The sequence below is a fragment of the Streptomyces sp. NPDC085946 genome (assembly GCF_044540485.1).
GTDB lineage: Bacteria > Actinomycetota > Actinomycetes > Streptomycetales > Streptomycetaceae > Streptomyces.
The window spans coordinates 264,394-290,745 of the sequence record NZ_JBITSF010000009.1; the positions used below are offsets into that span (position 1 = coordinate 264,394).

Here is a 26,352-nt window from a genome sequence, read left to right on the forward strand (position 1 = left end):
ACGGGCGGGCGCCCGCCGGCGGCGAAGCGGCCCGTGTCCCTCGCCGCCCGCCCCGCGTCCGCACCCCTTGACAGCCCCTCCGGCCGCGTCAAACCTGGGCGGCAGTGCCGCTCGTCCCGAGGGGACCAGGGGAGGCGATGATGCCTGCAGCGCGGGAATCCCTGCTGGACGCCGCGTACACGGCGCTGGCGCGCCGGCCGTGGTCGGCCGTGCGCATGGTGGACGTGGCCGCGGCGGCCGGGGTGTCCCGGCAGACGCTGTACAACGAGTTCGGCAGCAAGGACGGACTCGCCCGGGCGCTGGTGCGCAGGGAGGCGGACGGGTACCTCGCCGGTGTCGAGCGCGCCCTGGCAGCGCACGGCGACGCCCGCGAGCGGCTGACCGCGACCGCCGAGTGGCTGACCGCGGCGGCCCGCGACAACGCCCTCGTCCGGGCCCTGCTCACCGGCTGCTGGAGCGAGCGGCTGCCCGCCCCGGCCCGGCCGGACCCGCCGTCCTCCTCCGCCGTCCCGGCTCAGCGCCGCGCCGACGGCCCGCCACCCTCGCCGGGCGACTTCGTGGCGCTCGTGCGCGACCGGGCCGTGGCGGCGCTGGCCGGTCCGGGCCTGCCCCGGTCGGACACCGCCGACCTGGCCCGGTCCTGCGAACTGGCCGTCCGCCTCGCCCTGTCCTGCGTGTCCGCGCCGCCGGGCGAGGGCGGGGTCGCCGACCTGGTGCGCGGCGCCCTGCACCGCGGGCCCGTCTGACGCGACCTCACTGGGCCGAGCCGGACAGCTGCAACCCGATGACCCCCACGATCACCAGCGTGATCGACACGATCTTGAGGGTGGAGACCAGGTCGCCGAGGAAGACCATGCCGTAGATCGCCGTGCCCGCCGCACCGATCCCCGTCCACACCGCGTAGGCGGGACCCACGTCCAGCTTCTTCAGGGCCAGGGTCAGCAGACCGAAGCTGCCGAGGGCGAAGACGCAGAACGCGATCGTGGGCCACAGCCGGGTGAAGCCGTGCGACAGCTTCAGGCAGACGGCGAAGCCGGTCTCGAGCAACCCGGCCACGATGACCAGCAGCCACGCCATGTGTCGTCCTCCCGTCGTGCCGCACTGTGACCGCTTCGTCAGGCTCTGCTCGTGCTCGGCTCCGGCTCGGTGCGCTTATGCACTTACCGTCCGCACGGCCCGACAAACCACGTGAAGGTCGACGGACCGCCGCGTCAGTCGCCCTCCGTGCGCTCCCGCGTGGCCAGCAGCCGGCGCAGCGAGTACAGCCGTGCCGGGTCCGCGTGGCCCTCGGACACCCACGCGTCCAGCGCGCAGTCCGGCTCGTCGTGGCTGCACGCGCGCGGACAGCCCGCCGTGCCCTCCTCCAGGTCGGGGAAGGCGTGGATGACCCGGGACGGGTCCACGTGGGCGAGGCCGAACGACCGCACGCCCGGGGTGTCGACGACCCAGCCGTCCACGTCCGTCAGCGGCAGGGCCAGCGCCGACGTCGTGGTGTGCCGGCCGCGCCCCGTCACCGCGTTGACGTGGCCCGTCGTCCGCCGCCTCTCCTCCGGCACCAGCGCGTTGACCAGGGTCGTCTTGCCGACGCCCGAGTGCCCGACGAACGCCGTGATCCTGCCGTCCAGGTGCGCGCGCACCCGGTCCGCCGCGTCGCCGTTCTCCAGCTCCGCGCGGCTGGTGACGACGTAGGGGATGTCCAGGTCGCCGTACAGCTCCAGCAGCTTGTCCGGCGGGGCGAGGTCGGACTTGGTCAGCACCAGCAGCGGGTCCAGGCCGCCGTCGTAGGCGGCGACCAGGCAGCGGTCGATCAGGCGGGGGCGCGGCTCGGGGTCGGCGAGGGCGGTGACGACGGCCAGCTGGTCGGCGTTGGCGACGACGACGCGTTCGAACGGGTCGTCGTCGTCCGCCGTGCGGCGCAGCACCGACGTGCGCTCCTCGATGCGGACGATCCGCGCGAGGGTGTCCTTCGCGCCGGACAGGTCGCCGACGAGCGCGACCCGGTCACCGACCACCGCCGCCTTGCGGCCCAGCTCGCGGGCCTTCATCGCCATCACGACCCGGTCCTCGACGAGGCAGGTCAGGCGGCCCCGGTCGACGGTGAGGACCATGCCCTCGGCCGCGTCCTCGTGCTTGGGCCGGATGTTCGTACGCGGCCGGGTGTTCCGGCGGCCGGGACGGCTGCGGATGTCGTCCTCGTCGGTGTGCTTGCCGTAGCGGCGCATGTCGTCGTCCTCGCGCCCTACTGCCCGAGCATCCCGGTCCACAGTTCGGGGAAGTCCGGCAGGGTCTTCGCCGTCGTGGCCACGTTCTCGATCTGCACGCCCTCGACCGCCAGGCCGATGATCGCGCCGGCGGTCGCCATGCGGTGGTCCTCGTAGGTGTGGAAGATCCCGCCGTGCAGGCGGCGCGGGCGGATGTGCAGGCCGTCGGCGGTCTCGGTGACGTCACCGCCGAGCTCGTTGATCTCCTTGGTGAGCGCGGCCAGGCGGTCCGTCTCGTGCAGGCGCAGGTGGGCCACGCCGCGCAGGGTGGACGGCGAGTCGGCCAGCGCCGCCACCGCCGCGATGCCCGGCGTCAGCTCGCCGACCTCGCTCAGGTCCACGTCGATGCCGTGGACGGCGCCGGAGCCGGTGAACTCCAGACCGCTCTCGGTCAGGGTGCAGGAACCACCCATCTCGGTGAAGATCTCCCGCAGCCGGTCACCGGGCTGGGTGGTGCGGGCCGGCCAGTCCGGGACGACGACCCTGCCGCCGGTCACCAGGGCCGCCGCGAGGAACGGCTGGGCGTTGGACAGGTCCGGCTCGACGGTCAGGTCCCGGCCGAGCAGGGCGCCCGGGGTGACCCGCCAGACGTTCGGCTCGCCGCCCGACTCGGGGGTGTCCACCTGGGCGCCGACCGCGCGCAGCATGTCCACGGTCATGCGGATGTGCGGCATCGACGGCAGCGCCGAGCCGGTGTGGCGGACCTCCACGCCCTGGTTGAACCGCGGACCCGACAGCAGCAGGGCGCTGACGAACTGGGAGGACGAGGACGCGTCGACCGAGACGGGGCCGCCGTCCAGGGCCCCGCCGCCGTGCACGGTCAGGGGCAGCGCGCCGCGGCCGTCGTCGTCGATCCGGGCGCCGAGCCGGCGCAGCGCGTCGATGACGCCGTTCAGGGGGCGCTCGTAGGAGCGGGGGTCGCCGTCGAAGCGGACGGGGCCGTCGGCGAGCGCGGCGACCGGCGGCAGGAAGCGCATCACCGTGCCGGCGTTGCCGACGTCGACCGTGGCCGGGCCGCGCAGGCCCGTGGGCAGCACGCGCCAGGCCTCCCCGGTGCCGTCCGGCCCGACCCCCTCCTCGATCTCCACGCCCATCGCCCGCAGCGCACCGGCCATCAGCAGCGTGTCGCGCGAGCGCAGCGGGCGGCGCAGCCAGCCGGGCTCGGAGGCGAGGGCGGCCAGCACGAGGGCGCGGTTGGTGACCGACTTGGACCCGGGCACGTGGACCGTCGCGTCGACGGCTCCGCTCGCGTGCGGGGCGGGCCAGAGGGCGGTGTGTGCGGGGTTCGAGGCCATGGCCCCACTTTATAAGGAGGCGAGGGGGGAGGCCGTGGTCCGGGTGCGGCGCCGTCGGGGCTGGTCGCGCCCGCGGCGCGGGCGCCGGCCGGCACCGCGCAGCGCCTCGGGCGCGGGGCGCCCGCACCACCGCCGGGCGCCCCGCGGCGCGAGCGCCCGCCGCGCCACCGGGCGCCCCGCGCGCAGGCCCCGGCCCCGCGCCCCGGCGCCGCCCGTCACAGCCCCAGCAGCCACCTGCCGCCGCCGGCCAGCGAGCACAGCGACACCGAGTGGAACAGGAAGAACCACATCCCCGCCGGGACGTGCGTCAGCCGGGACAGCTGGTCCGCGTCCGAGTCGCCCGCCCCGCCCCGGGACCGCTTGGCCTGGAGCTCGAACGCCGGGCGCACGCCCCCCAGCAGCAGGAACCACACCACCGCGTACGCGAACGCGGCCTGCACCTGCGGCCCGGCCAGCCACGACACCGCCACGAACGTGCCGCCGGTGAGGAACACGGTCAGCGCCCCGTACGCGTTGCGGATCATCACCAGCATCGCCACCAGCAGGAACGCCGCCAGCCACAGCAGCAGCGTGATGCGGCCGGTGGCGAGCAGCGCCGCGCCGCCCAGGCCGAGCAGCGGGGGAGCGGTGTAGCCGGCGGCGGCGGTGAGGATCATGCCCAGGCCGTAGGGCTTGCCCCGGCTGACCGTCAGGCCGCTGGTGTCGGAGTGCAGCCGTATGCCGGTCAGGGTGCGGCCGGTGAGCAGGGCGACCAGGCCGTGGCCGCCCTCGTGGGCGATGGTGATCGCGTTGCGCGACAGGCGCCACAGGGCGTGCGGGACGACCACGGCGAGCGCGGCCACCAGGGTCGCGATCACCACCCACAGGTCGGGGTCGGGCTGGGTGCCGGAGACCTCGTCCCAGAGGGAGGCGAGGGAGGCGGATGCGGTGCTGTCCATGTGCGGCGATGGCTCCCAAGGGTCGGACGGGTCGGCCGGCGCGGAGCGCCGTGGGCCGAGGAGTGGTGGCCGGGCGACGGCGGGCCTGGCAGTGTGGCACGTATGTGCGGACGGTATGCATCGAGTCGTGGTCCAGAGGATCTCGCAGGAGTCTTTGAGATCGAGAAGTGGGAGCCGGAGGAGACCCTGGAGCCCGACTACAACGTGGCGCCCACCAAGGAGGTCTACGCCGTCCTGGACCGCCCCCTGAAGGACGCCGGGGACCCGCGCCCGGTTCGCCAGCTGCGGAAGCTCAGGTGGGGCCTGGTCCCGTCCTGGTCGAAGACCCCCGAGGGCGGCGCCCGGATGATCAACGCGCGCGCGGAGACCGTCCACGAGAAGCCGTCCTACCGCCGCGCCTTCGCCGCCCGCCGCTGCATCCTGCCCGCCGACGGCTACTACGAGTGGGTCACCGGCAAGCAGGAGCGGGACCTGGAGGTCGAGGGGAAGAAGAAGCGGCCGCGCAAGCAGCCGTACTTCGTGCTGCCCGCCGACGGGTCGGTGTTCGCCATGGCCGGGATCTACGAGTTCTGGCGGGACAGGACCCTGCCCGACGACCACCCGCAGGCCTGGTGGGCGACCTGTTCGGTGATCACCACCGAGGCGGAGACGTCGCCGCTGGCCGTCGCCCCGGCGGAGGGGCCGCGCGCGCTGGCCGACATCCACCCCCGGATGCCGCTCATGCTCACCCCCGACCGCTGGGACGCCTGGCTCGACCCGTCCCGCACGGACCCCGACGACCTGCGCGGGCTGCTCGCCCCGCCGCCCGCCGGCCTGATGCGCGCCTACCCGGTCTCCACGGCCGTGAGCAACGTGCGCAACAACGGGCCCGAGCTGCTCCACGAGCTGGCCGCGCCCGAAGAGGGCACACTCTTCTGACGTGACCGACGTGACCGATGTGACCGGCGCCGACACCGAGACCGTCGAGACGGAGGCGGGGACCGCCCGCGTGACCTGGCACCGGGCGCGGGAGCCGCGGCTCGTCCTGGCGCTGGGCCACGGCGCCGGCGGCGGCATCGAGGCCCGCGACCTGCGGGCCCTGGCCGCCGCGCTGCCCGCCCACGGGGTGACCGTCGCCCTCGTGGAACAGCCCTGGCGGGTGGCGGGGAAGAAGCTCGCCCCCGCGCCGAAGACGCTGGACGCGGGGTGGCGGGGCGTATGGCCCGCGGTGTGCGCGCCCGGCCTGCCGGTGGTCGCGGGCGGCCGCAGCGCCGGGGCCCGGGTGGCCTGCCGCACCGCCGCCGGGCTGGGCGCGCACGCCGTGCTCGCGCTGAGCTTCCCGCTGCACCCGCCGGGCAAGCCGGAGAAGTCGCGGGCCGCGGAGCTGCTCGGGGCCGGGGTGCCCACGCTCGTCGTGCAGGGCGGCAACGACCCGTTCGGGCGGCCCGCGGAGTTCCCCGACGGACCCCACGAGCTGGTCGAGGTCCCCCACGGCGACCACGGCTTCGCCGTGCCCGGGCGCGCCGCGCTCACGCAGGACGAGGCCGTCGCCGTGCTCACGGACGCGGTCGTGCGGTGGACCGGGGGGCTCGGGTGAGGCGCCGGGAATGCCGGGGCGCCACCGGCTGTTGTGGCGGACGTAAGCGCTGGAGGCCAGCGCCGACGTCGTAGGAGAGGAAGTCCGCCGCATGGGTTCGACCTATTGCCCGAGCCGCAGCAGCCGTTCCGGCCTCGACTGGACCGTGCTGCACGCGGCGACGACCGTCCCCGCGGGGGCGTCGGGCGGGCGGAACCGGGGAGCGCCCCCGGCCGCAGGTCGTCTATCCTCCGATTCGAGTGGGATCGGCTACGGTCCCGCGCCATCACTGGAGGAGGTGGGTCCGGTCACTGGGACCGACGCAGGGACCGACAACGGCCAGGCGGAGCAGCCCGAGGGCCAGGGCGGCACGGGCGCCGAGACGACCGCCGAGCGCAGCGCGCGCTTCGAGCGGGACGCGCTCGAGTTCCTCGACCAGATGTACTCGGCCGCGCTGCGCATGACGCGCAACCCGGCCGACGCCGAGGACCTGGTGCAGGAGACGTACGCCAAGGCGTACGCGTCCTTCCACCAGTTCCGCGAGGGCACCAACCTCAAGGCGTGGCTGTACCGGATCCTCACGAACACGTTCATCAACTCGTACCGCAAGAAGCAGCGCGAACCGCAGCGCAGCGCGGCCGAGGAGATCGAGGACTGGCAGCTCGCCCGGGCCGAGTCGCACATGTCGACGGGTCTGCGCTCCGCCGAGTCGCAGGCGCTCGACCACCTGCCCGACTCGGACGTGAAGGAAGCGCTCCAGGCGATCCCCGAGGAGTTCCGCATCGCCGTCTACCTGGCGGACGTCGAGGGCTTTGCCTACAAGGAGATCGCCGACATCATGGGGACACCCATCGGTACGGTGATGTCCCGGCTGCACCGGGGCCGCCGTCAGCTGCGCGGCATGCTGGAGGACTACGCCCGCGAGCGCGGACTGGTCCCGGCCGGCGCCGGAGAGTCGAACGAAGCGAAAGGCTCGGGGTCATGAGCTGCGGTGAGCCGCACGAGACGGATTGCAGCGAGATCCTCGATCATCTCTACGAGTTCCTCGACCGTGAGATGCCGGATACCGAGTGCACCAAGTTCGAGCACCACTTCGAGGAATGCTCGCCCTGCCTGGAGAAGTACGGGCTGGAGCAGGCCGTGAAGAAGCTGGTCAAGCGGTGCTGCGGCCACGACGACGTGCCGGGCGACCTGCGGTCCAAGGTCATGGGGCGGATCGAGCTGATCCGCTCCGGCCAGACCGTGCCCGACCAGGACGTCACGACCGCCCCCGCGAGCCCCGCCGCCCCGCAGGAGTCCTGACCGCGGCGGTCGCGCCGCCACCCGGCACCGACCGGGTGGCGTCACCCGAACGTGCTAATCCGCGGGTTATCGGCCCGCGAAGGCCCCCTCGACCGTCCTAGGCTCCCAGGGCTGACAGGCATTTCCGCCTGGCGGACACGCTCGGGGAGGGCTGATGGAGGCGGTACCGGCACGGGCCCGCACGTACGTCGCCGGTGTCGCGGTCGCCGCCCTGCTCTGCCTGCTGCCGCTGCCGCAGCTCCGCACCGGCTGGGGCGCGGTCGCCCTGCTGGCCGCGGTGTACGCCGGCTGCGACCGGCTCGCCCGGTCCCGCCTGGCCGGGATCTCCTACCCGGCGGGCACCTTCTACCCGGTGCTGCTCGCCGCGGCCTTCCTGCTGCCCGCGCCCGCCGCCGCCCTCGTCGCGGTGCCGGGCGCGCTGCTGTCCCGCGTCGAGCAGCGGCCCTTCCTGCTGCGCCGCGTCTGGCGCGCCGCGCAGCTGGTGCTCGGCGTCTGGGTCGCGGCCCGCGTGCACCGGGCGCTCGGCGGGCCCGGCGCGGTCGGGGCCGGCGACATGCCGTACGCGCTCGGGCCGGCCGCCGTCGCGGTGCTGGCGTTCTGCCTGGTGCTCGCGCTCCTGGACGGCGGCATCCGCGCGACGGCCGAGCGCGTGCCGGTGCGGCGGGCCTGGCGGGGTCTGCTCCCGCGCTCGCTGGCCCCCGTCGCCGTGCACGGGCTCGCCGGGCTGATGATCGCCGTGCTGTGGCGCAGCCCGTACGGGCCCGTCGCCGCGCTGCTCGTGCTGCTGCCGATGTGCGTGTCGTGGTGGGCGTTCGCGCAGTACCACCGGGAGCGGGCCGCCCACCAGGCGACCATCCGGGCGCTGGTGCAGGCCGTCGACATCAAGGACGGGTACACGCGCGGCCACAGCGAGCGGGTCGGGCACGCCTCGATGATGATCGCGCGCGAGCTCGGCATGGACGACGAGCGGATCGAGGTGATCCGGTTCGCCGGGATCCTGCACGACGTCGGGAAGCTGGGCGTGCCCACCCGGATCCTCACCAAGGACGGGCCGCTCACCCCGGACGAACGGCGGGTGATCGAACTGCACCCCGAGTACGGGCACGAGATGGTGCGGGGGATCTCCTTCCTCGGGGAGGCCCGGGCGGCGGTGCTGCACCACCACGAGCGGCTGGACGGCACCGGGTACCCCTACGGCCTCGCGGGCGGCCAGATCCCCGAGTCGGCGCGGGTCGTCGCGGTCGCGGACGCCTTCGACGCGATGACGTCCACGCGCTCCTACCGGCGGGCCCGGCCCGTCGCGGCCGCGCTCGCCGAACTCCAGAAGTGCGCCGGGCGGCAGTTCGACCCGCGGATGGTCACGGCGCTCGTACGGGCCCTCGGCCGGTACGGCTGGCGGCCCGCCGTGACCTCCGACGACGCCCGCACCCCCGGCGTCCCGCCGCCCGCGCCGCCCTTTCCCAGCCGGCCGGAAGCCCGCCGATGAGCCCGGCCCGGCCCCCCGCCCTCCTCGCGCTCGTCCACGCCTCGGCCGCCCTCCTCGCCGCCGTGTCCCTCGGCGTGACCCTGTGGGGCGGGCTGCGGGAACGGCCGGTCGCGCTGGCCTTCGGCGTGCTGGTCGCCGTCGGCGAGGGCACCCGGCGCGACGGGGCGGGGGTCCGCGAGGCGGCGCCGCTCGGCGCCGCGGGGGCGCTGTCGTACGCGCTGCTCGGGGAGGACGGCGGGCAGCCCACCCAGCACGGCGCCGCCCAGGTCGTCACGGTGGTGCTGGCCGCCTCGCTGCTCGGCAGCGTGCCCCACCTCGCGCGCGGGCAGGGGCCCACCCTCGACCACCTGGCGCGCCGGGTGCTCACCGTCGGGTTCGTCGCCGCGTGCTTCCAGCCGCTGTACAACCGGGGCACGTTCGACGACTGGATCGGCCCCGCCTACGCGCTGCTGCTGCTCGCGCTGCTGTCCCTGACCGCGCTGTGCGACGCCGTGCTCGCCGCCGCACTGGCCCACGCCCGCACCGGCTGGCCGTTCGGGCCGGTGCTGCGCGACGAACTGCGGGCGGTGCTCGGCATCGGGACGGCCGTCATCGCCACCGGCGCGGTGATGGCGCTCGCGGTCGCCGTCGTCGGGCTGTGGGCCCTGCCCGTCTTCTCCGTGCCCCTCCTCCTCGCCCAGCTCTCCTTCCGCCGCTACGCCGCCGTCCGCGCCACCTACCGGCAGACCATCGCCTCCCTCGCGCGGGCCACCGAGGTCGCCGGGTACACCCCCTGCGGGCACGCCCGGCGCGTCGCCGCGCTCAGCCAGGCCGTCGGACGGGACCTCGGCATGACCGAGCCCGCGCTGGCCGTCCTGGAGTACGCCGCCCTCATGCACGACATCGGGCAGCTGAGCCTCGTCGACCCGGTGCCCGCGGGCGCCACCGCCGGCCTGCCCGAGGCGGAGCAGCGGCGGATCGCCCTGCTCGGCGGGGCCGTCGTCCGCCGGACCGGGGTGGACCCGCGGGTGGCGACGGTCGTGGAGCGCCAGGCGGACCCCTACCGGGAGCAGCCGCTGGCCGCGCGGATCGTGCGCGCGGTGAACGCATACGAGGAGAAGGCCCGGGAAGGCGGTCCCGGCGGGCCCTTGGAGGCACTGGAGGAACTGCGGCTGGCCACCGGCGGCCGGTACGCGCCCGAGGTGGTCGAATCGCTGGCCCGGGTGCTGGCGCGGGGGTGTCTGACCCTGCCCCATGTGGGGTAACCCATGGGTAATGAGCGCCCCTCCGGCCGTACGTGGTTTGATGCGCAGGAGAGGGTGTCCGGGGGCGCAGGGAGACACGGCCAGCCCACCGTACGGAACTGGCAGGCGGGAATCGTGAGGATCTTCGGCAAGGGACGGCACCGGCCCTCCGCCTCCTGGCGGCAGGCCACCGACCGCGCGTTCACGCTCATCGGCGACGGGCGGTACGAGGACGCGGGGGCACTGCTCACACGGGCCGCCGACCTGGAGCCCTGGCTGTCGGAGTCCTGGTTCAACCTGGCCCTGCTGCACAAGTTCCGGCACGACTGGGAGCAGGCGCGCGCCGCGGGCCTGCGGGCCGTCGCCCTGCTCGACCGGGACACCGGGGCCCCCGACTGGTGGAACGTCGGCATCGCCGCGACCGCCCTGCAGGACTGGCCGCTGGCCCGGCGCGCCTGGCAGGCCTACGGGCTGCGGGTGCCCGGCAGCGCGACCGGGGCCGACGAGCCGGCCGGCATGGACCTCGGCAGCGCGGCCGTCCGGCTGTCCCCGGAGGGGGAGGCCGAGGTGGTGTGGGGGCGGCGGCTCGACCCGGCCCGCATCGAGGTGCTGTCGATCCCGCTGCCGTCCTCCGGGCGGCGCTGGGGCGAGGTCGTCCTGCACGACGGCGTCCCGCACGGCGAGCGCACCACGGCCGCCGGGCACACCTACCCCGTCTTCGACGAGATCGAGCTGTGGGCGCCCTCGCCCGTGCCGACCTGGGTGGTGCTGCTGGAGGCCGCGACCGAGACCGACCGGGACGCGCTGGAGCAGCTCGCCGCGGACGCCGGGTTCGCCGCGGAGGACTGGTCGTCGTCGGTGCGGTTGCTGTGCCGGATGTGCTCGGAGTCGCGGATGCCGTCGGACGAGGGCGACGGGGAGCACCTCGACCCGCACGACCACAGCGAGCCGGGGCATCCCGGGCCGCTGGGGCACCGCACCGACGGGCAGCTGTGGGTGCCGGAGCGGGAGTGCGGCATAGCCGCCCCGGCCTCCTTGGTCCAGGGGCTGCTGGACGGGTGGGTCGCCGACAGCCCGGATTCGCGGGACTGGCGGGACCTCGAAGAGGTCTGCTAGGGGCCGTCGCCGGGTGCGGTGCCGCCGGGGCCGGCCGTCCGGTTCCCCGCGCCCCGAGGGGGCGCCGTCGCCGTACTCTGTATCAGCAACTTCACCCCCGTTCATCCGAGGAAGGCATACGTCGGTCATGGCTCAGCAGGACACCGATCAGCAGCACGCGGGCGTGCTCCCCGTCGACGACGAGGGGTACGTCATCGACACGGAGGACTGCGAGGAGCGCGAGACGGCCTGGCGGGAGCGGGGCACCTCGCGGCCGATCACGGTGGTCGGCAATCCGGTGCTGCACCGGGAGTGCAAGGACGTCACCGACTTCGGCGAGGAGTTCCAGCAGCTCGTCGCCGACATGTTCGCCAGCCAGCGCACCGCCGAGGGCGTGGGCCTGGCCGCCAACCAGATCGGCGTCGACCTGAAGGTCTTCGTCTACGACTGCCCCGACGACGAGGGCGTCCGGCACGTCGGCGTGGTCTGCAACCCCAAGCTCGTCGAGCTGCCCGCCGAGCGCCGCCGGCTGGACGACAGCAACGAGGGCTGCCTGTCGGTGCCCACCGCCTACGCGCCGCTCGCCCGGCCGGACTACGCCGAGGTCACCGGGCAGGACGAGAAGGGCAACCCGATCAAGGTCCGCGGCACCGGCTACTTCGCACGGTGTTTGCAGCACGAGACCGACCACCTGTACGGGTACCTGTACATCGACCGCCTCTCCAAGCGGGAGCGCAAGGACGCGCTGCGGCAGATGGCCGAGAACGAGCCCCGCTACCCCGTGGTCCCCAACGACTGACACCCACCGCCCCGTCCGAACGGCGCCCGGTCAGGAATCCCTTCCCGACCGGGCGCCGTTCGTCCGTCCGTCACACGTTCGAACCCCGGCGGCCCCAGGTGATCCGGAACCAGTCACACAAGCGGACGTTCCCGGCACCCCGAGGTGGTGAATGAAGCAAATCCGTTCCCATACCGGTCAGTTGTAGTGCTGAATGGGATGAGCGGGGCTACGCAACGGCGCACGCCCGGCACAGCGGGAGGGGCGCAGCGCCGACTGGCGGCTGAGAGGGGTTTGTTCGTGCATGCCTTGTCACACGGCACCACATCGACACCGACCACGATCGCGGTTCCACCGTCGCTCTCCCTTCCGGTGATCGAGGCGGCGTTTCCCCGGCACCTCCACCCGTATTGGCCGAGGCTTCAGGAGAAGACCCGTGTGTGGCTGCTCGAAAAGCGGCTCATGCCGGCCGACAAGGTGGAGGAACATGCCGACGGCCTGTGCTACACGGACCTCATGGCGGGGTACTACCTAGGCGCCCCCGACGACGTCCTCCAGGCGATCGCGGACTACAGCGCGTGGTTCTTCGTCTGGGACGACCGGCACGACCGCGACATCGTCCACCACCGCCCGGCCGCCTGGGGGCGGTTGCGGGACCGGCTGCACGCCGCCCTCGACTCCCCGCAGGACCACCTGCACCACGAGGATCCGGTGGTCGCGGGGCTCGCGGACAGCGTGCTGCGGCTGTACTCGTTCCTGCCGCGGACGTGGAACGCCCGGTTCGCCCGGCACTTCCACGCGGTGATCGAGGCGTACGACCGGGAGTTCCGCAACCGCACCGAGGGCATCGTCCCGACCGTCGAGGAGTACCTCGAACTGCGCCGGCTCACCTTCGCGCACCGGATCTGGACGGACCTCCTCGAACCGAGCGCGGGCTGCGAACTCCCGGACGCCGTGCGGAAAGACCCGGCGTTCCGGCGGGCGGCGCTGCTGAGCCAGGAATTCGCCGCCTGGTACAACGACCTCTGCTCGCTCCCGAAGGAGATAGCGGGCGACGAGGTGCACAATCTCGGCATCAGTCTCATCACCCACGAGGGACTGACCCTGGAAGAGGCGATCGCGGAAGTCCGGCGCCGTGTGGAGGAATGCGTCACGGAATTCCAGGACGCCGAAAAGGACGCCCTGCGGTTCGCCGACGAGCTCGCCGACGGCACGGTCCGCGGAAAGGAACTGAGCGGCGCCGTGCGGGCCTGCGTGGGAAATATGCGGAACTGGTTCAGCTCCGTCTACTGGTTCCACCACGAGTCCGGCCGGTACATGGTCGACAGCTGGGACGACCGCTCCACACCCCCGTACGTCACCAACGAAGCGGCAGGTGAGAAATGACCGTCGAGTCAGTCGGGCCCGCGGACGTCCGGACGAGCGAGCCGCCGCTGGCGGGCGGCGCCGTGCCGCTCCTCGGCCACGGCTGGAAGCTGGCCCGCGACCCCCTGGCCTTCATGTCCCGGCTGCGCGACCACGGCGACGTGGTCCGCCTGAAGCTGGGCCCCAAGACCGTCTACGCGCCCACCACGCCGGAGCTCACCGGCGCGCTGGCCCTCAGCCCCGACTACATCATCGCCGGGCCGCTGTGGGAGTCCCTGGAGGACCTGCTCGGCAAGAAGGGGGTCGCGACCGCCAACGGGCCGCTCCACCGCCGCCAGCGGCGCACCATCCAGCCCGCCTTCCGGCTGGCCGCCATCCCCGCCTACGCGCCGATCATGGAGGAGGAGGCGCACGCGCTGACCGAGCGCTGGCAGCCCGGGCAGACCATCGACTGCACCTCGGAGTCGTTCCGGGTCGCGGTGCGCATCGCGGCCCGCTGCCTGTTGCGCGGCGACTACATGGACGAGCGGGCGGAGCGGCTGTGCACCGCGCTCGCCACCGTCTTCCGCGGTATGTACCGGCGGATGGTCGTCCCGCTCGGGCCGCTCTACCGGCTGCCGCTGCCGGCCAACCGGGAATTCAACCGGGCGCTGGCCGATTTGCATCTCCTGGTCGACGAGATCGTCGCCGAGCGCCGCGCATCTGGTCAAAAGCCGGACGATTTGCTGACGGCATTGCTGGAGGCGAAGGACGAGAATGGCGACCCCATCGGGGAACAGGAGATCCACGACCAGGTCGTCGCGATTCTCACCCCCGGCAGTGAAACCGTCGCCTCCACGATCATGTGGCTGCTGCGGGTGCTCGCGGAACATCCGGAACACGCGGACCGGGTGCGCGACGAAGTCCTCGCGGTAACCGGCGGGCGCCCCGTGGCATTCGAGGACGTGCGCAAGCTCACGCACACCAACAATGTGGTCGTCGAAGCCATGCGGCTGCGCCCCGCCGTGTGGATTCTGACCCGCCGGGCGGTGACCGACACCGAACTGGGCGGATACCGCATTCCGGCCGGGGCGGACATCATCTACAGCCCGTACGGGATCCAGCGCGACCCGAAGTCGTACGAGCGCGCGCTGGAGTTCGACCCCGACCGGTGGCTCCCGGAGCGCGCCAAGGCGGTGCCGAAGCACGCCATGAGCCCGTTCAGCGTCGGGAACCGCAAGTGCCCGAGCGACCACTTCTCGATGGCGCAGCTCACGCTGATCACGGCGGCGCTGGCCACCAAGTACCGCTTCGCGCAGGTGCCCGGCTCCGACCCGGCCACCCGCGTGGGCATCACCCTGCGTCCGAACCGGCTGCTGCTCACGCCGGTGCCGCGGTGAGGTGAGGCGTCCGGCGGGCGGTCAGGCGGCCTCGGGGCCCCGGAACGTCCGCCGGTAGGCCTGCGGTGTGGTGCCCAGCGCCCGCACGAAGTGGTGGCGCAGCGCGGCCGCGTTGCCGAAGCCGGTGCGGCCCGCGACCGCGTCGACCGTCTCGTCCGTCGCCTCCAGCAGGCGCTGGGCCAGCAGCACGCGCTGGCGCAGGATCCAGCGGTAGGGCGTGGTGCCGGTCTCCTGCTGGAAGCGGCGGGCGAAGGTGCGCGGGGACATGTGGGCGCGGGCGGCGAGCTGCTCGACGGTGACCTCCTCGTCGAGGTGCCGCTCCATCCATGTCAGCACCTCGCCGATCGTGTCGCCGTCGGAGACCGGCAGCGGCCGCTCGATGTACTGGGCCTGGCCGCCGTCGCGGTGCGGCGGCACCACCATCCGCCGGGCGATCCGGTTGGCGACCTCCGGCCCCTGCTCCTTGCGGACCAGGTGCAGGCAGGCGTCGATCCCGGCGGCCGTGCCCGCCGAGGTGATCACCGGCCCCTCGTCGACGTACAGCACGTCCGGTTCGACCGCCACGTGCGGGTACTGCCGGGCCAGGGCGTCCGCGTGCCGCCAGTGCACGGCGCAGCGCCGGCCGTCGAGCAGGCCGGCCGCGGCCAGCACGAAGACGCCGGAGCAGACGCTGAGCACCCGGGCGCCCCGGTCGACCGCGCTCCGCAGGGCGGCCAGGAGCTCCGGCGGGAAGTCCCGGGTCTCGTAGCACTGCCCGGCCGGCACGGCGATCAGGTCGGCCGCCGCCAGCCGCTCCAGTCCGTGCTCGACCTGGAGGGTGAAGCCGGTGTCGCTGCGCAGCGCCGGGCCCTCGGCGGAGGCGACCGCGAAGTCGTAGACGGGCAGGCCGTCGTCACTGCGGTCGACGCCGAACACCTCGCAGACCACGCCCAGTTCGAAGGGGTTCACACCGTCGAGCAGGACGGCGGCCACGTTCTCCAGCATGCCGCCCAGTGTGCCGCACGGATGGCAGTAATTCGAGGGTGTACGGCAGTCCTGCCACTGCCGGTAAGGAGTGAACGGCGCGACAGTGGTGTCCATGGAAACGACGCAGAAGGAGGCGGTCATGGCCATGGTCACCGTGCTGGGGATGCTGGTCCTCCTGGTCCTGCCCTCGGTGGTCGGCCTCGTGCGCGAGAGGCGCATCGACCGCGAGATCAGGCAGGCCCAGGAGGCCCGCGACGGCAGGCGTCAGAAGTCCTCGTCCAGGTCGACGGTGCCCTCCACCGCCACCTGGTACGCGGACGGGCGCCGCTCGAAGAAGTTGGTCAGTTCCTGAACGCCCTGGAGCTCCATGAAGGAGAAGGGGTTCTCCGAGCCGTACACCGGGGCGAAGCCGAGCCGCGTGAGGCGCTGGTCGGCGACGCACTCCAGGTACTGCCGCATCGACTCGGTGTTCATGCCCGGCAGGCCCTCGCCGCACAGGTCCCGCGCGAACTGCAGCTCGGCCTCGACGGCCTCCCGGAGCATGTCGGTGACCTGCTCCCGGAGCCGGTCGTCGAAGAGGTCCGGCTCCTCCTTGCGGACGGTGTCGACCACGTCGAAGGCGAAGCTCATGTGCATCGTCTCGTCGCGGAACACCCAGTTGGTGCCGGTGGCCAGGCCGTGCAGCAGGCCCCGGCTGCGGAACCAGTAGACGTACGCGAAGGCCCCGTAGAAGAACAGGCCCTCGATGCACGCGGCGAAGCAGATCAGGTTGAGTAGGAAGCGGCGCCGGTCGGCCTTCGTCTCCAGCCGGTCGAGCTTCTCCACCGAGTCCATCCACCGGAAGCAGAACTCGGCCTTCTCGCGGATGGACGGGATGTTCTCGACGGCCGCGAAGGCCGCCGCCCGGTCGTCCGGATCGGGCAGGTAGGTGTCCAGCAGGGTCAGGTAGAACTGGACGTGGACGGCCTCCTCGAAGAGCTGGCGGCTCAGGTAGAGCCGGGCCTCGGGGGAGTTGATGTGCTTGTACAGGGTCAGCACGAGGTTGTTCGCCACGATCGAGTCGCCGGTGGCGAAGAACGCGACCAGGCGGCCGATCAGGTGCTGCTCGCCCGGGGACAGCCTGGCGAGGTCGGCGACGTCCGAGTGGAGGTCGACCTCCTCCACGGTCCAGGTGTTCTTGATGGCGTCCCGGTAGCGCTCGTAGAAGTCCGGGTAGCGCATCGGGCGCAGGGTCAGCTCGAAGCCCGGGTCGAGCAGGTTCTGGTGACGGGTGGTCATCACTGGCATGCCTCGCAGGACTCGGGGTTCTCAAGGGAGCAGGCGACGGCCTCGTCGGCGGCGGCCTGCGGGACGGGGACGGTGCTCTGCGCCCGCGCGGCGCGGGCGATCCGGGTCGCCGGGCGCGAACGCAGGTAGTACGTGGTCTTCAGGCCCCGCTTCCAGGCGTACGCGTACATCGAGGAGAGCTTGCCGATGGTCGGCGTCTCCAGGAACAGGTTCAGGGACTGGGCCTGGTCCAGGAACGGGGTGCGGGCGGCGGCCATGTCGATCAGGCCGCGCTGCGGGATCTCCCACGCCGTGCGGTACAGCCGCCGGACGTCCTCGGGGATCCGGTCGAGGTCCTGCACGGAGCCGTTCGCGTCGCGCAGCGCCTCCCGGGTGCGGGCGTCCCACACGCCGAGCTCCTTGAGGTCCCGCACCAGGTAGGGGTTGACCTGGAGGAACTCGCCGGACAGCGTCTCGCGCTTGAACAGGTTCGACACCTGCGGCTCGATGCACTCGTACACGCCCGCGACGGAGGCGATGGTGGCGGTCGGGGCGATCGCGAGGAGCAGGGAGTTGCGCAGGCCGACCGCGGCGATCCGCTCGCGCAGGGCCGTCCAGCGCTCCGGCCAGGTGAGCTCGGTGTCGTAGTGGTCGGGGTGCAGGACGCCCCGGGCGGTGCGGGTCTTCTCCCAGGCCGGCACGGGACCGTTGCGCTCGGCGAGGTCGGCGGAGGCCTCGTACGCGGCGAGCATGATCCGTTCGGCGATCCGGGTGGAGAGCTGCCGGGCCTCCGGGGAGTCGAAGGGCAGGCGCAGCCGGAAGAAGACGTCCTGCAGGCCCATCACGCCGAGGCCGACCGGACGCCACCGGGCGTTGGAGCGGGCCGCCTGCTCGGTCGGGTAGAAGTTGATGTCGACGACCCGGTCGAGGAAGGTCACCGCCGTGCGGACCGTCGCGTCCAGCCGCTCCCAGTCCATCGCGCCGGCCGCCGGGTCGGTGAAGGCGCCGAGGTTGACCGACCCCAGGTTGCAGACCGCCGTCTCCCCGTCGTCGGTCACCTCCAGGATCTCCGTGCAGAGGTTGGAGGAGTGGATGACGTGGCCCGGCTCGGCGGTCTGGTTGGCGGTGCGGTTGGCGGCGTCCTTGAAGGTCATCCAGCCGTTGCCGGTCTGCGCGAGGGTGCGCATCATGCGGCCGTACAGCTCGCGCGCGGGCAGCGTCCGGCGCGCCAGGCCCCGGGCCTCGGCCGCCCGGTACGCGGCGTCGAACTCCTCGCCCCACAGGTCGACCAGTTCCGGCACGTCCGACGGCGAGAACAGCGACCACGGCGCGTCGGCGTTCACCCGGCGCATGAACTCGTCCGGGACCCAGTGCGCGAGGTTGAGGTTGTGCGTGCGGCGGGCGTCCTCGCCGGTGTTGTCGCGCAGCTCCAGGAACTCCTCGATGTCGGAGTGCCAGGTCTCCAGGTACACCGCGGCCGCGCCCTTGCGCCGCCCGCCCTGGTTCACGGCGGCGACCGAGGCGTCCAGCGTCTTCAGGAACGGCACGATGCCGTTGGAGTGCCCGTTGGTGCCGCGGATGAGCGACCCCCGGGAGCGGATCCGGGAGTACGACAGCCCGATGCCGCCCGCGTGCTTGGACAGCCGCGCCACCTGGTGGTAGCGCTCGTAGAGGGAGTCCAGCTCGTCCCGGGGGGAGTCCAGGAGGTAGCAGGACGACATCTGGGGGTGCCGGGTGCCGGAGTTGAACAGGGTGGGGGAGGACGGCAGGTAGTCCAGGCGGCTCATGAGCCCGTACAGCTCGGCGACCTCGTCGGCGGACCGCGCCGTGTCGTCCTCGGCGAGCCCGGCGGCGACGCGCAGCAGGAAGTGCTGCGGCGTCTCGACGACCTTGCGGGTGACCGGGTGGCGGAGCAGGTAGCGGCTGTGCAGGGTGCGCAGGCCGAAGTAGCCGAAGCGGTCGTCGGCGCGGGGGTCGACCAGCGCGTCCAGGCGCCCGGCGTGCACCCGCACGAACTCCGCGGTCCGGTCGGCGATCAGCCCCTCCCGGTGCCCGGCCGCGACGGACTCGGTGAAGGACGTCACGCCCTGCGAGGCGGCCTCGGCGCGGATGGCGAGGGTCAGCAGCCGGGCGGCCAGCGTGGAGTAGGCGGGGTCCTCGGAGATCAGGCCGGCCGCCGCCTCCGTCGCCAGCTCCCGCAGCTCCGTCTCGTCCGCCCGCGCGGACCGGCCGCGCAGCGCGGCGGCGGCGACCCGGCCCGGGTCGGCGTCGGGCAGGTCGGCGGTCAGCCCGGTCAGGGTGCGCAGCAGCGCGGCACCGGGGCCGTCGTGTTCCGGGGGCTGGGCGGCTGAGGCCGGATCGGCTGGCGCGATGGTCACGTGGGGCTCTCCCTCGCTCGGCACGGGGCCTCGCCGAGGGCAGGGGCAGCACACGAGCGCACGTGGCGCCGCGCCCGCCGGCCCATTCCACGAGGCCCGGACGTCAGGCACCCGGACCGGTCGGCCGGGTGCACCGTCGGCAGGTCCTCGGACTGGACGGGCGTGCGCGGGGCACGCCCGTACACCGTTGCGGGACAGTTCCGGATTCGCACCGGATTCCCCTGCGGCGACAGCGAGCACGAGCATACATCTTGTGCCGGGTGACGATCACACCCCCAGATGTTGTGTCGCCGCCGGTCTCGGAGCGCCGGTCGGCAGGTGGGCGGGGTGAGGTCGCCGAGGTGCGCGACCGGGTTCCGGTCCCGTCCGGGCGCGCGGACGGGACCCGGACGCGCGCGGATGCGGGGCGGCGTGCGGGGACGCGGAGGGCGGCGTGCGGGGAGCGCCGGGCCGGCGGGGCGGCCCGCCGGCAGCCCCGCGCCGGCCCGCGCGCGGTCGGCGCGGGCGCGCACGAGGGCCTCCCCGGCGCCCCGGCCGCGGGCCTCGCGGGCGGCCCCGCCCGCCCGGTTCGGCCGGGCGGGCCGCGGTGCCCCCGCGGGCGGATGTGCCCGGATACGCCGACGGGCCGCCGGACGTCTCCGGCGGCCCGTCGGCGCACGCCGCCCGGTGGGCGGCCGCGGCGGTGACGCGCGCTGCCTAGTGGGCGGCTCCGGCCGTGGCCGGCGGCAGCTCCACCTGGACGCCCGGGTCGCCCGCGTCGGCCGTGTAGTCCTCCGGCCGGGTCTCGTCGACGCCCTCGGGAGCCTTGACCGCCTTCAGGACGAAGGTCAGGACCACCGTCACCAGGACGTTGAGCACGAAGGCCGTCAGGCCGATGTAGCCGATCTCCCCGATGCCCGGGATCTCCTTGGAGGAGCCGCCGAAGTGCTTCTGGGTCGGCGAGGCCACCCCGTACGCGGCGACCGTGCCGTAGACCATGCCGACCGCCCAGCCCGCCAGCAGCGCCCAGCGGTGGAACCAGCGGGTGAACAGGCCGCCGACCAGGGCCGGGAAGGTCTGCAGGATCCAGATGCCGCCGAGCAGCTGGAAGTTGATGGCGACCGTCTTGTCCATCGTCAGCACGAAGGCCAGCGCGCCCACCTTCACCAGCAGCGACACCAGCTTGGAGACCTTGGTCTCCTGCGCGGGCGTGGCGTCGGGCTTGATGAAGTCCTTGTAGATGTTGCGGGTGAAGAGGTTGGCGGCGGCGATCGACATGATGGCCGCCGGGACCAGCGCGCCGATGCCGATGGCGGCGAAGGCCACGCCCGCGAACCAGTCCGGGAACATCGTCTCGAACAGCTGCGGGATGGCCAGCTGCCCGTTCTGCACCTTCACCCCGGCCGCGATCGCCATGAAGCCGAGCAGCGCCAGCAGGCCCAGCATCAGCGAGTACAGCGGCAGGATCGTGGTGTTGCGGCGGATCACCTCACGGCTGCGCGAGGACAGCGTCGCCGTGATCGAGTGCGGGTACATGAACAGGGCCAGCGCGGAGCCCAGCGCGAGCGTGGCGTACGTCCACTGGCCCGCCTCGCCCGGCACCAGCGCGCCGCGCGGCGCGCCCGTCGCCGGGTTCGTCTCGGCGAACGCGTCGCCCGCCTTGGCGAAGATCTCGTCGAACCCGCCCAGCTTGATGGGGATGTAGATGATCGCCACCGCGATGACGAGATAGATCAGGGTGTCCTTGACGAACGCGATCAGCGCGGGCGCCCGCAGCCCCGACGAGTACGTGTACGCCGCCAGCACGCCGAACGCGATCAGCAGCGGCAGGTCCTTGACGAACCAGTGGGTGTCCTCGCCGCCGCCGACGCCCATCACGTCCAGCACGGCCTGGATGCCGACGAGCTGGAGGGCGATGTACGGCATCGTCGCGAGGATGCCGGTGAGCGCCACCGCCAGCGACAGCCCCTTGGAGCCGAACCGGCCGCGCACGAAGTCCGAGGTCGTCACGTAGCCGTGCTTGTGCGAGACCGACCACAGGCGCGGCAGGAACGTGAAGATGAGCGGGTACACCAGGATCGTGTACGGCACCGCGAAGAAGCCGGCCGCGCCCGCGGCGTAGATCGCCGCCGGTACGGCCACGAAGGTGTACGCCGTGTACAGGTCGCCGCCGAGCAGGAACCAGGTGACCCAGGTGCCGAACGACCGCCCGCCCAGGCCCCATTCGTCGAGGCTGTGCTCGTTCTCGGCCTTGCGCCAGCGCGCGGCCAGGAAGCCCATGGCGGTGACGAGCAGGAAGAAGAAGATGAAGACGGCGAGCGCGACGCCGTTCACGCCGTCCTTCACCGGCCGGCACCTCCCTTGCGGGCGCGCTGGTCACGCTGCCACAGCTTGTAGGCGAGGCCGGTCAGCGCCGTGGAGATCAGCACCCAGGCCATCTGGTACCAGTAGAAGAACGGCAGGCCGATGAAGGCCGGGTCGGTCTTGGCGTAGGAACCGACCCACAACATGGCCACGAACGGCGCTACGAGGCACAGGGCGATGACGACGCGCACGGGCGTCACCACCGGCCCTCTGCTGACTTCCGGGGGTTGCGACATCAGGCGGCTCCGTCCCCTCGCTGAACACCTGTGCAATGCGCAGGAAATCTAGGTCAGGGTGTGGCGTATACGGAACCCCTCGTCCGCATTCCGGTCGGGGCGTCAGTCCTGGGGCCGCTTCAGCCGCGCCACGAACTTGTAGCGGTCCCCGCGGTACACCGAGCGCACCCACTCCACCGGCTTGCCCTCCCGGTCGATCGAGTGGCGGGAGAGCATCAGCATCGGCAGGCCCACGTCGGTGCCGAGCAGCCCGGCCTCGCGCGGCGTGGCCAGGGACGTCTCGATGGTCTCCTCGGCCTCCGCCAGGTGCACGTCGTACACCTCGGCGAGGGCGGTGTACAGGGAGGTGTACTTGGCGAGGGACCGGCGCAGGGCGGGGAAGCGCTTGGCGCTCAGGTGGGTCGTCTCGATGGCCATCGGCTCGCCGTTGGCCATGCGCAGCCGCTCGATGCGCAGCACGCGTCCGCCGGCCGTGATGTCGAGGAGCTGGGCGAGGCGGTCGTCGGCGGTGATGTAGCCGATGTCCAGCAGCTGGGAGGTGGGTTCGAGGCCCTGGGCCCGCATGTCCTCGGTGTACGAGGTGAGTTGCAGGGCCTGGGAGACCTTCGGCTTGGCGACGAAGGTGCCCTTGCCCTGGATGCGCTCCAGACGGCCCTCGACGACCAGTTCCTGCAGGGCCTGGCGCACGGTCGTGCGGGAGGTGTCGAACTCGGCGGCCAGCGTCCGCTCGGGCGGGACCGGGGTGCCCGGCGCCTGCGTCTCGGTCATGTCGAGCAGGTGCTTCTTCAGGCGGTAGTACTTGGGCACGCGTGCGGTACGGACAGTCGCCCCGTTCTCGTTCTCCGCACTGCTGACGTCGGTGCTCATGCTCCGCCTTCCCGGCTCCGTATGCCGACCCCGCCGACGTCCGTCGGCCATGGCTCACATCGTGGCACGGCCCCGGGCGGGGACGGTTCCCCGCACGCTCCGTGATCCCCTCTGTATACCGTCGGCGCTTCTTTTGGTCTAGTCCATGCCGCCCAAGTGGTCTACCCGAGTACACGGCGTACAGCCGCTGTTTTCGAGGGTTTCTTACTTAAAGGTTCCTTCATATGTAGGTCCCATAACGGCTGGTAGGAGCCTACTCCCGACCCTTGACAGGCCATATGGTCTGGGCCAAGCTCCCGGTACTGGTCTACACCATTGGTCCAGGTCCCGGCCCCATGGGCGGTACGTCAGAACACCGCGGGGAGCAGGGGGGTTTGTGGCATCCCTGAGGAGGGTGGCGTGAAGCGCAAGCTGGTATCCGCGATCGGTGTCGCGGGCATGATGTTGTCCGTCGCGGCGTGCGGGGGCGACGACGGCGGCGAGGGCAAGGCCGGGGCGGACGGCTACGCCGGCCAGACCCTCACGGTGTGGGTGATGGACGGCTCCTCCCCGGACCAGTGGCAGAAGGACGTCGCCGCGGCCTTCGAGAAGAAGACCAAGGCCAAGGTCAAGTTCGAGATCCAGCAGTGGAACGGCATCCAGCAGAAGCTGACCACCGCCCTGTCGGAGGAGAACCCGCCGGACGTCTTCGAGATCGGCAACACCCAGACCCCGGCCTACGCCAAGACCGGCGGCCTCGCCGACCTCGCCGATCTGAAGGCCGAGATCGGCGGCGAGTGGACCGAGTCCCTCAACAACTCCTCGGTCTTCGAGGGCAAGCAGTACGCGGCCCCCTGGTACTTCGCCAACCGCGTCGTCGTCTACAACAAGAAGGTCTGGGCCGACGCCGGCATCAAGGACCTCCCCAAGACCCGCGACGAGTTCTACGCCGACCTGAAGCAGATCGGCGAGAAGACCGACGCCGAGCCGATCTACCTGCCCGGCCAGAACTGGTACCACTTCGTCGGCCTGGTCGTCGGCGAGGGCGGCGAGCTCGTCAAGAAGGACGGCGACAAGTACGTCTCCAACCTCGACGACCCCAAGGTCGCCGCCGCCATGGAGACCTACAAGAAGTTCCAGGCCCTCTCCAAGGCCCCCAAGGACAAGGACGAGGCGACCCCGCAGCAGGGCGAGGTCTTCGGCAAGGGCAAGACCGGCGCCTTCATCGGCATGGGCTGGGAGGCCGGCATCGCGATCAAGGCCAACCCGGAGATCGAGAAGGAGATCGGCTACTTCACCATCCCCGGTGCCACGGCCGGCAAGCCCGAGGGCGTCTTCCTCGGCGGCTCCAACCTCGCCGTCGCCGCGGGCAGCCAGAAGCAGGACCTCGCCAAGGAGTTCCTGAAGATCGCCCTCTCCGACCAGTACGAGGGCCAGCTCGCCAAGCTCAACGGCGTCATCCCGAACAAGGAGTCGCTGCAGGCCAACGTCAAGGGCAACGCCGCCGCCGAGGCCATGGCGCCGGCCGCCGCGGGCGGCGGCACCACGCCGCTGATCCCCGAGTGGGCCGCGGTCGAGAACGCGCCCAACCCGATCAAGACGTACATGACGGCCGTCCTGAACGGAAAGTCCCCGGCCCAGGCCGCCCGGCAGGTCGAGGACGAGTTCAACAAGCGCCTGGCGCAGCAGCAGTAACGACGCCGGAGCCGGTGCGCGGCCCCCGGCCGGGCCCGTGACGGACGCCGCGAGCGTCCGCCGCGGGCCCCGCCCGGCCCCGCACCGGCGACCGTACGCAGGTCGAGGAGAGAGAGCGCGAGCATGACCGTGCAGACCGAACGGCCGCCCTCCGGCCCGGCGGACGTCCGCAAGGGGGCGGACGACGGAGGAACGGGCCGGTCCACCCCGCGAGCCGCGTCGCGCGCCGGCGCGCTCGCGCCGTATCTGTTGCTGCTGCCGGCCTGCGCGGCCACCGTGCTGCTGCTCGGCTGGCCGCTGGTGAAGGACCTCCTGCTGTCCTTCCAGAACCTCAACATGGCGCAGCTGATCCAGCACGTCACCGAGTGGAACGGCGTCGACAACTACACCGAGGTCCTCACCGGCGAGGACTTCTGGCGGGTCACCCTCCGCTCGATCCTGTTCACGGCGGTCAACGTCGCCCTGATCATGGTGCTGGGCACCCTGGTCGGCCTGCTGCTCGCCCGCCTCGGCAAGCGGATGCGGTTCACCCTGATGGTCGGCCTGGTGCTGGCCTGGGCGATGCCGGTGGTCGCCGCCACCACCGTCTACCAGTGGCTGTTCGCCCAGCGCTTCGGCGTGGTCAACTGGGTCCTGGACAAGCTCGGCTGGCACTCCATGGCCGACTACAGCTGGACCAGCAGCCAGCTGTCGACGTTCTTCGTCGTCACCGTGCTGATCGTCTGGATGTCGATCCCGTTCGTCGCGATCAACCTGTACGCGGCGACCACGACCATCCCCGCCGAGCTGTACGAGGCCGCGGCCCTGGACGGCGCCGACGCCTGGCGGAGCTTCACCACCGTCACGATGCCGTTCCTGCGGCCCTTCCTCTACGCGACGACGTTCCTGGAGATCATCTGGGTCTTCAAGGCGTTCGTGCAGGTCTACGTCATCAACGGCGGCGGCCCCGACCGGCTCACCGAGATCCTGCCGGTCTACGCCTACATCGAGGGCGTCGGCAACCAGCACTACGGCATGGGCGCGGCGATCGCCGTCCTGACCATCCTGATCCTGCTCGGCCTGACCGCCTACTACCTCAGGATCGTGCTCAAGCAAGAGGAGGACGAGCTGTGAAGCGCTCGCTCTTCGGCCGCCTGTGGCCCAACGTCACGGCCGTCGTCCTGTTCGCCGGGTTCGTCTTCCCCGTCTACTGGATGTTCGCCACGGCGTTCAAGCCGACCGGCGACATCATCGCGGAGGACCCGGTCTGGTTCCCGACCGACGTCACCCTGGAGCACTTCAGGACCGCGACCGGCGTCGACAACTTCTGGACCTTCGTCTCCAACTCGCTGATCGTCACGGTCCTCGCGGTCGTCTTCTCGCTGGTCGTCGCCCTCGCCGGCGCCTTCGCCCTGGCCCGCATGCGGTTCAAGGGGCGGCGCGGCTTCGTCATCGGCTTCATGCTCGCCCAGATGGCGCCCTGGGAGGTGATGGTCATCGCGATCTACATGATCGTCCGGGACGCCTCGATGCTGAACAGCCTCGTCCCGCTGACGCTCTTCTACATGATGATGATCCTGCCGTTCACCATCCTGACGCTGCGCGGCTTCGTCGCCACCGTGCCCAGGGAGCTGGAGGAGGCGGCGATGGTGGACGGCTGCACCCGCCTCCAGGCGTTCCGCCGGGTGATCCTGCCGCTGCTCGCGCCGGGCCTGATGTCCACCTCGCTGTTCGGCTTCATCACGGCGTGGAACGAGTTCCCGCTGGTCCTGGTGCTGAACAAGCAGGCCGACGCGCAGACGCTGCCGCTGTGGCTGTCCAGCTTCCAGACCGTCTTCGGCAACGACTGGGGTGCCACGATGGCCGCGTCCTCCCTGTTCGCCGTCCCGATCCTGGTCCTCTTCGTCTATCTGCAGCGCAAGGCCGTCAGCGGCCTGACCGCGGGCGCCGTGAAGGGATAACGCAC

The 26,352-nt window shown here is 72.4% G+C and carries 25 protein-coding genes and 1 riboswitch; of the genes, 15 read left to right on the forward strand and 10 right to left on the reverse strand.

The window, feature by feature from the left end; translation table 11 throughout:
• Positions 1-137: 137 nt before the first annotated feature.
• Positions 138-746, forward strand: coding sequence for a TetR/AcrR family transcriptional regulator (locus ACIF8T_RS20285; protein WP_400036862.1), 609 nt, complete (start codon positions 138-140; stop codon positions 744-746).
• Between the two features lie 7 nt (positions 747-753).
• On the opposite strand, the gene ACIF8T_RS20290 is transcribed toward ACIF8T_RS20285, so the two are convergent.
• From ACIF8T_RS20290 to ACIF8T_RS20305, 4 genes are all read right to left on the reverse strand, one after another.
• Positions 754-1,077 carry a DMT family transporter gene (locus tag ACIF8T_RS20290; RefSeq protein ID WP_400036864.1) on the reverse strand — a complete coding sequence of 108 codons (324 nt, stop codon included), beginning with the start codon at positions 1,075-1,077 and terminating at the stop codon, positions 754-756.
• A gap of 134 nt (positions 1,078-1,211) precedes the next feature.
• Positions 1,212-2,222, reverse strand: a complete 1,011-nt coding sequence (rsgA, locus tag ACIF8T_RS20295; RefSeq protein ID WP_400036866.1) for a ribosome small subunit-dependent GTPase A — start codon at positions 2,220-2,222, stop codon at positions 1,212-1,214.
• 17 nt (positions 2,223-2,239) lie between these two features.
• Positions 2,240-3,556 carry a 3-phosphoshikimate 1-carboxyvinyltransferase gene (gene aroA / locus ACIF8T_RS20300; RefSeq protein WP_400036868.1) on the reverse strand — a complete coding sequence of 439 codons (1,317 nt, stop codon included), beginning with the start codon at positions 3,554-3,556 and terminating at the stop codon, positions 2,240-2,242.
• A 215-nt stretch (positions 3,557-3,771) separates the two neighbouring features.
• On the reverse strand, positions 3,772-4,494 hold the full coding sequence (locus tag ACIF8T_RS20305) for a M50 family metallopeptidase (RefSeq protein WP_400036870.1): 723 nt from the start codon (positions 4,492-4,494) through the stop codon (positions 3,772-3,774).
• Positions 4,495-4,596: 102 nt separating this feature from the next.
• On the opposite strand from ACIF8T_RS20305, the gene ACIF8T_RS20310 reads away from it, so the two are divergent.
• The 10 genes from ACIF8T_RS20310 (at position 4,597) to ACIF8T_RS20355 (ending at position 14,677) form a co-directional block, all read left to right on the forward strand.
• Positions 4,597-5,412: an SOS response-associated peptidase gene (locus tag ACIF8T_RS20310; protein ID WP_400036872.1), complete on the forward strand. Its 816-nt coding sequence runs from the start codon at positions 4,597-4,599 to the stop codon at positions 5,410-5,412.
• Position 5,413: 1 nt separating this feature from the next.
• A complete protein-coding gene (locus ACIF8T_RS20315) occupies positions 5,414-6,070 on the forward strand; it encodes an alpha/beta family hydrolase (RefSeq protein ID WP_400036874.1) in 657 nt (218 codons plus the stop codon).
• 277 nt (positions 6,071-6,347) lie between these two features.
• Complete coding sequence (gene sigR, locus ACIF8T_RS20320; RefSeq protein ID WP_400036876.1) at positions 6,348-7,034, forward strand: RNA polymerase sigma factor SigR; 687 nt, start codon at positions 6,348-6,350, stop codon at positions 7,032-7,034.
• The gene (gene rsrA / locus ACIF8T_RS20325; protein WP_400036878.1) at positions 7,031-7,351 is read left to right on the forward strand and encodes a mycothiol system anti-sigma-R factor; all 321 of its coding nucleotides are present in this window, start codon (positions 7,031-7,033) and stop codon (positions 7,349-7,351) included. The genes sigR and rsrA overlap by 4 nt, the downstream gene beginning before the upstream one ends.
• A 154-nt stretch (positions 7,352-7,505) precedes the next feature.
• Positions 7,506-8,837 carry an HD-GYP domain-containing protein gene (locus ACIF8T_RS20330; protein WP_400036880.1) on the forward strand — a complete coding sequence of 444 codons (1,332 nt, stop codon included), beginning with the start codon at positions 7,506-7,508 and terminating at the stop codon, positions 8,835-8,837.
• A complete protein-coding gene (locus tag ACIF8T_RS20335; RefSeq protein WP_400036882.1) occupies positions 8,834-10,081 on the forward strand; it encodes an HD-GYP domain-containing protein in 1,248 nt (415 codons plus the stop codon). The genes ACIF8T_RS20330 and ACIF8T_RS20335 overlap by 4 nt, the downstream gene beginning before the upstream one ends.
• Positions 10,082-10,195: 114 nt before the next feature.
• Positions 10,196-11,176 (forward strand): tetratricopeptide repeat protein, encoded by a 981-nt coding sequence (locus tag ACIF8T_RS20340; RefSeq protein ID WP_400036884.1) that lies wholly within the window; start codon positions 10,196-10,198, stop codon positions 11,174-11,176.
• Between the two features lie 127 nt (positions 11,177-11,303).
• Entirely contained in the window at positions 11,304-11,954 is a 651-nt protein-coding gene (gene def, locus ACIF8T_RS20345; protein ID WP_400036886.1) for a peptide deformylase, read from the forward strand.
• A gap of 279 nt (positions 11,955-12,233) precedes the next feature.
• Positions 12,234-13,319: an epi-isozizaene synthase gene (cyc1, locus tag ACIF8T_RS20350; RefSeq protein WP_400036888.1), complete on the forward strand. Its 1,086-nt coding sequence runs from the start codon at positions 12,234-12,236 to the stop codon at positions 13,317-13,319.
• Entirely contained in the window at positions 13,316-14,677 is a 1,362-nt protein-coding gene (locus tag ACIF8T_RS20355) for a cytochrome P450 (RefSeq protein ID WP_400036890.1), read from the forward strand. Before cyc1 ends, ACIF8T_RS20355 begins: the two co-directional genes overlap by 4 nt.
• Positions 14,678-14,698: 21 nt before the next feature.
• Here ACIF8T_RS20355 and ACIF8T_RS20360 read toward each other — a convergent pair whose 3' ends face one another.
• Positions 14,699-15,661, reverse strand: coding sequence for a GlxA family transcriptional regulator (locus ACIF8T_RS20360; protein ID WP_400036892.1), 963 nt, complete (start codon positions 15,659-15,661; stop codon positions 14,699-14,701).
• A 94-nt stretch (positions 15,662-15,755) separates the two neighbouring features.
• Here ACIF8T_RS20360 and ACIF8T_RS20365 point away from each other — a divergent pair, with 94 nt between their 5' ends.
• Positions 15,756-15,995 (forward strand): hypothetical protein, encoded by a 240-nt coding sequence (locus tag ACIF8T_RS20365; protein ID WP_400036894.1) that lies wholly within the window; start codon positions 15,756-15,758, stop codon positions 15,993-15,995.
• Here the strand turns inward: ACIF8T_RS20365 and ACIF8T_RS20370 are convergent.
• The 5 genes from ACIF8T_RS20370 to ACIF8T_RS20390 form a co-directional block, all read right to left on the reverse strand.
• Positions 15,908-16,921, reverse strand: coding sequence for a ribonucleotide-diphosphate reductase subunit beta (locus ACIF8T_RS20370; protein WP_400036896.1), 1,014 nt, complete (start codon positions 16,919-16,921; stop codon positions 15,908-15,910). The two genes, ACIF8T_RS20365 and ACIF8T_RS20370, sit on opposite strands and share 88 nt — an antisense overlap.
• The gene (locus ACIF8T_RS20375; protein WP_400036898.1) at positions 16,921-19,287 is read right to left on the reverse strand and encodes a ribonucleoside-diphosphate reductase subunit alpha; all 2,367 of its coding nucleotides are present in this window, start codon (positions 19,285-19,287) and stop codon (positions 16,921-16,923) included. The genes ACIF8T_RS20370 and ACIF8T_RS20375 overlap by 1 nt, the downstream gene beginning before the upstream one ends.
• A gap of 142 nt (positions 19,288-19,429) precedes the next feature.
• Positions 19,430-19,508: riboswitch (cobalamin riboswitch) on the reverse strand.
• Between the two features lie 475 nt (positions 19,509-19,983).
• Entirely contained in the window at positions 19,984-21,612 is a 1,629-nt protein-coding gene (gene mctP, locus ACIF8T_RS20380; RefSeq protein WP_400036900.1) for a monocarboxylate uptake permease MctP, read from the reverse strand.
• Positions 21,609-21,866, reverse strand: a complete 258-nt coding sequence (locus ACIF8T_RS20385; protein WP_400036902.1) for a DUF3311 domain-containing protein — start codon at positions 21,864-21,866, stop codon at positions 21,609-21,611. Before ACIF8T_RS20385 ends, mctP begins: the two co-directional genes overlap by 4 nt.
• Positions 21,867-21,968: 102 nt before the next feature.
• Positions 21,969-22,733, reverse strand: a complete 765-nt coding sequence (locus ACIF8T_RS20390; RefSeq protein WP_400036904.1) for a GntR family transcriptional regulator — start codon at positions 22,731-22,733, stop codon at positions 21,969-21,971.
• Between the two features lie 399 nt (positions 22,734-23,132).
• Here ACIF8T_RS20390 and ACIF8T_RS20395 point away from each other — a divergent pair, with 399 nt between their 5' ends.
• The 3 genes from ACIF8T_RS20395 (at position 23,133) to ACIF8T_RS20405 (ending at position 26,347) form a co-directional block, all read left to right on the forward strand.
• Positions 23,133-24,407, forward strand: coding sequence for an extracellular solute-binding protein (locus ACIF8T_RS20395; RefSeq protein WP_400036906.1), 1,275 nt, complete (start codon positions 23,133-23,135; stop codon positions 24,405-24,407).
• 123 nt (positions 24,408-24,530) lie between these two features.
• Complete coding sequence (locus tag ACIF8T_RS20400; RefSeq protein ID WP_400036908.1) at positions 24,531-25,520, forward strand: carbohydrate ABC transporter permease; 990 nt, start codon at positions 24,531-24,533, stop codon at positions 25,518-25,520.
• Positions 25,517-26,347 (forward strand): carbohydrate ABC transporter permease, encoded by an 831-nt coding sequence (locus ACIF8T_RS20405; protein WP_400036910.1) that lies wholly within the window; start codon positions 25,517-25,519, stop codon positions 26,345-26,347. Before ACIF8T_RS20400 ends, ACIF8T_RS20405 begins: the two co-directional genes overlap by 4 nt.
• Positions 26,348-26,352: the final 5 nt, after the last annotated feature.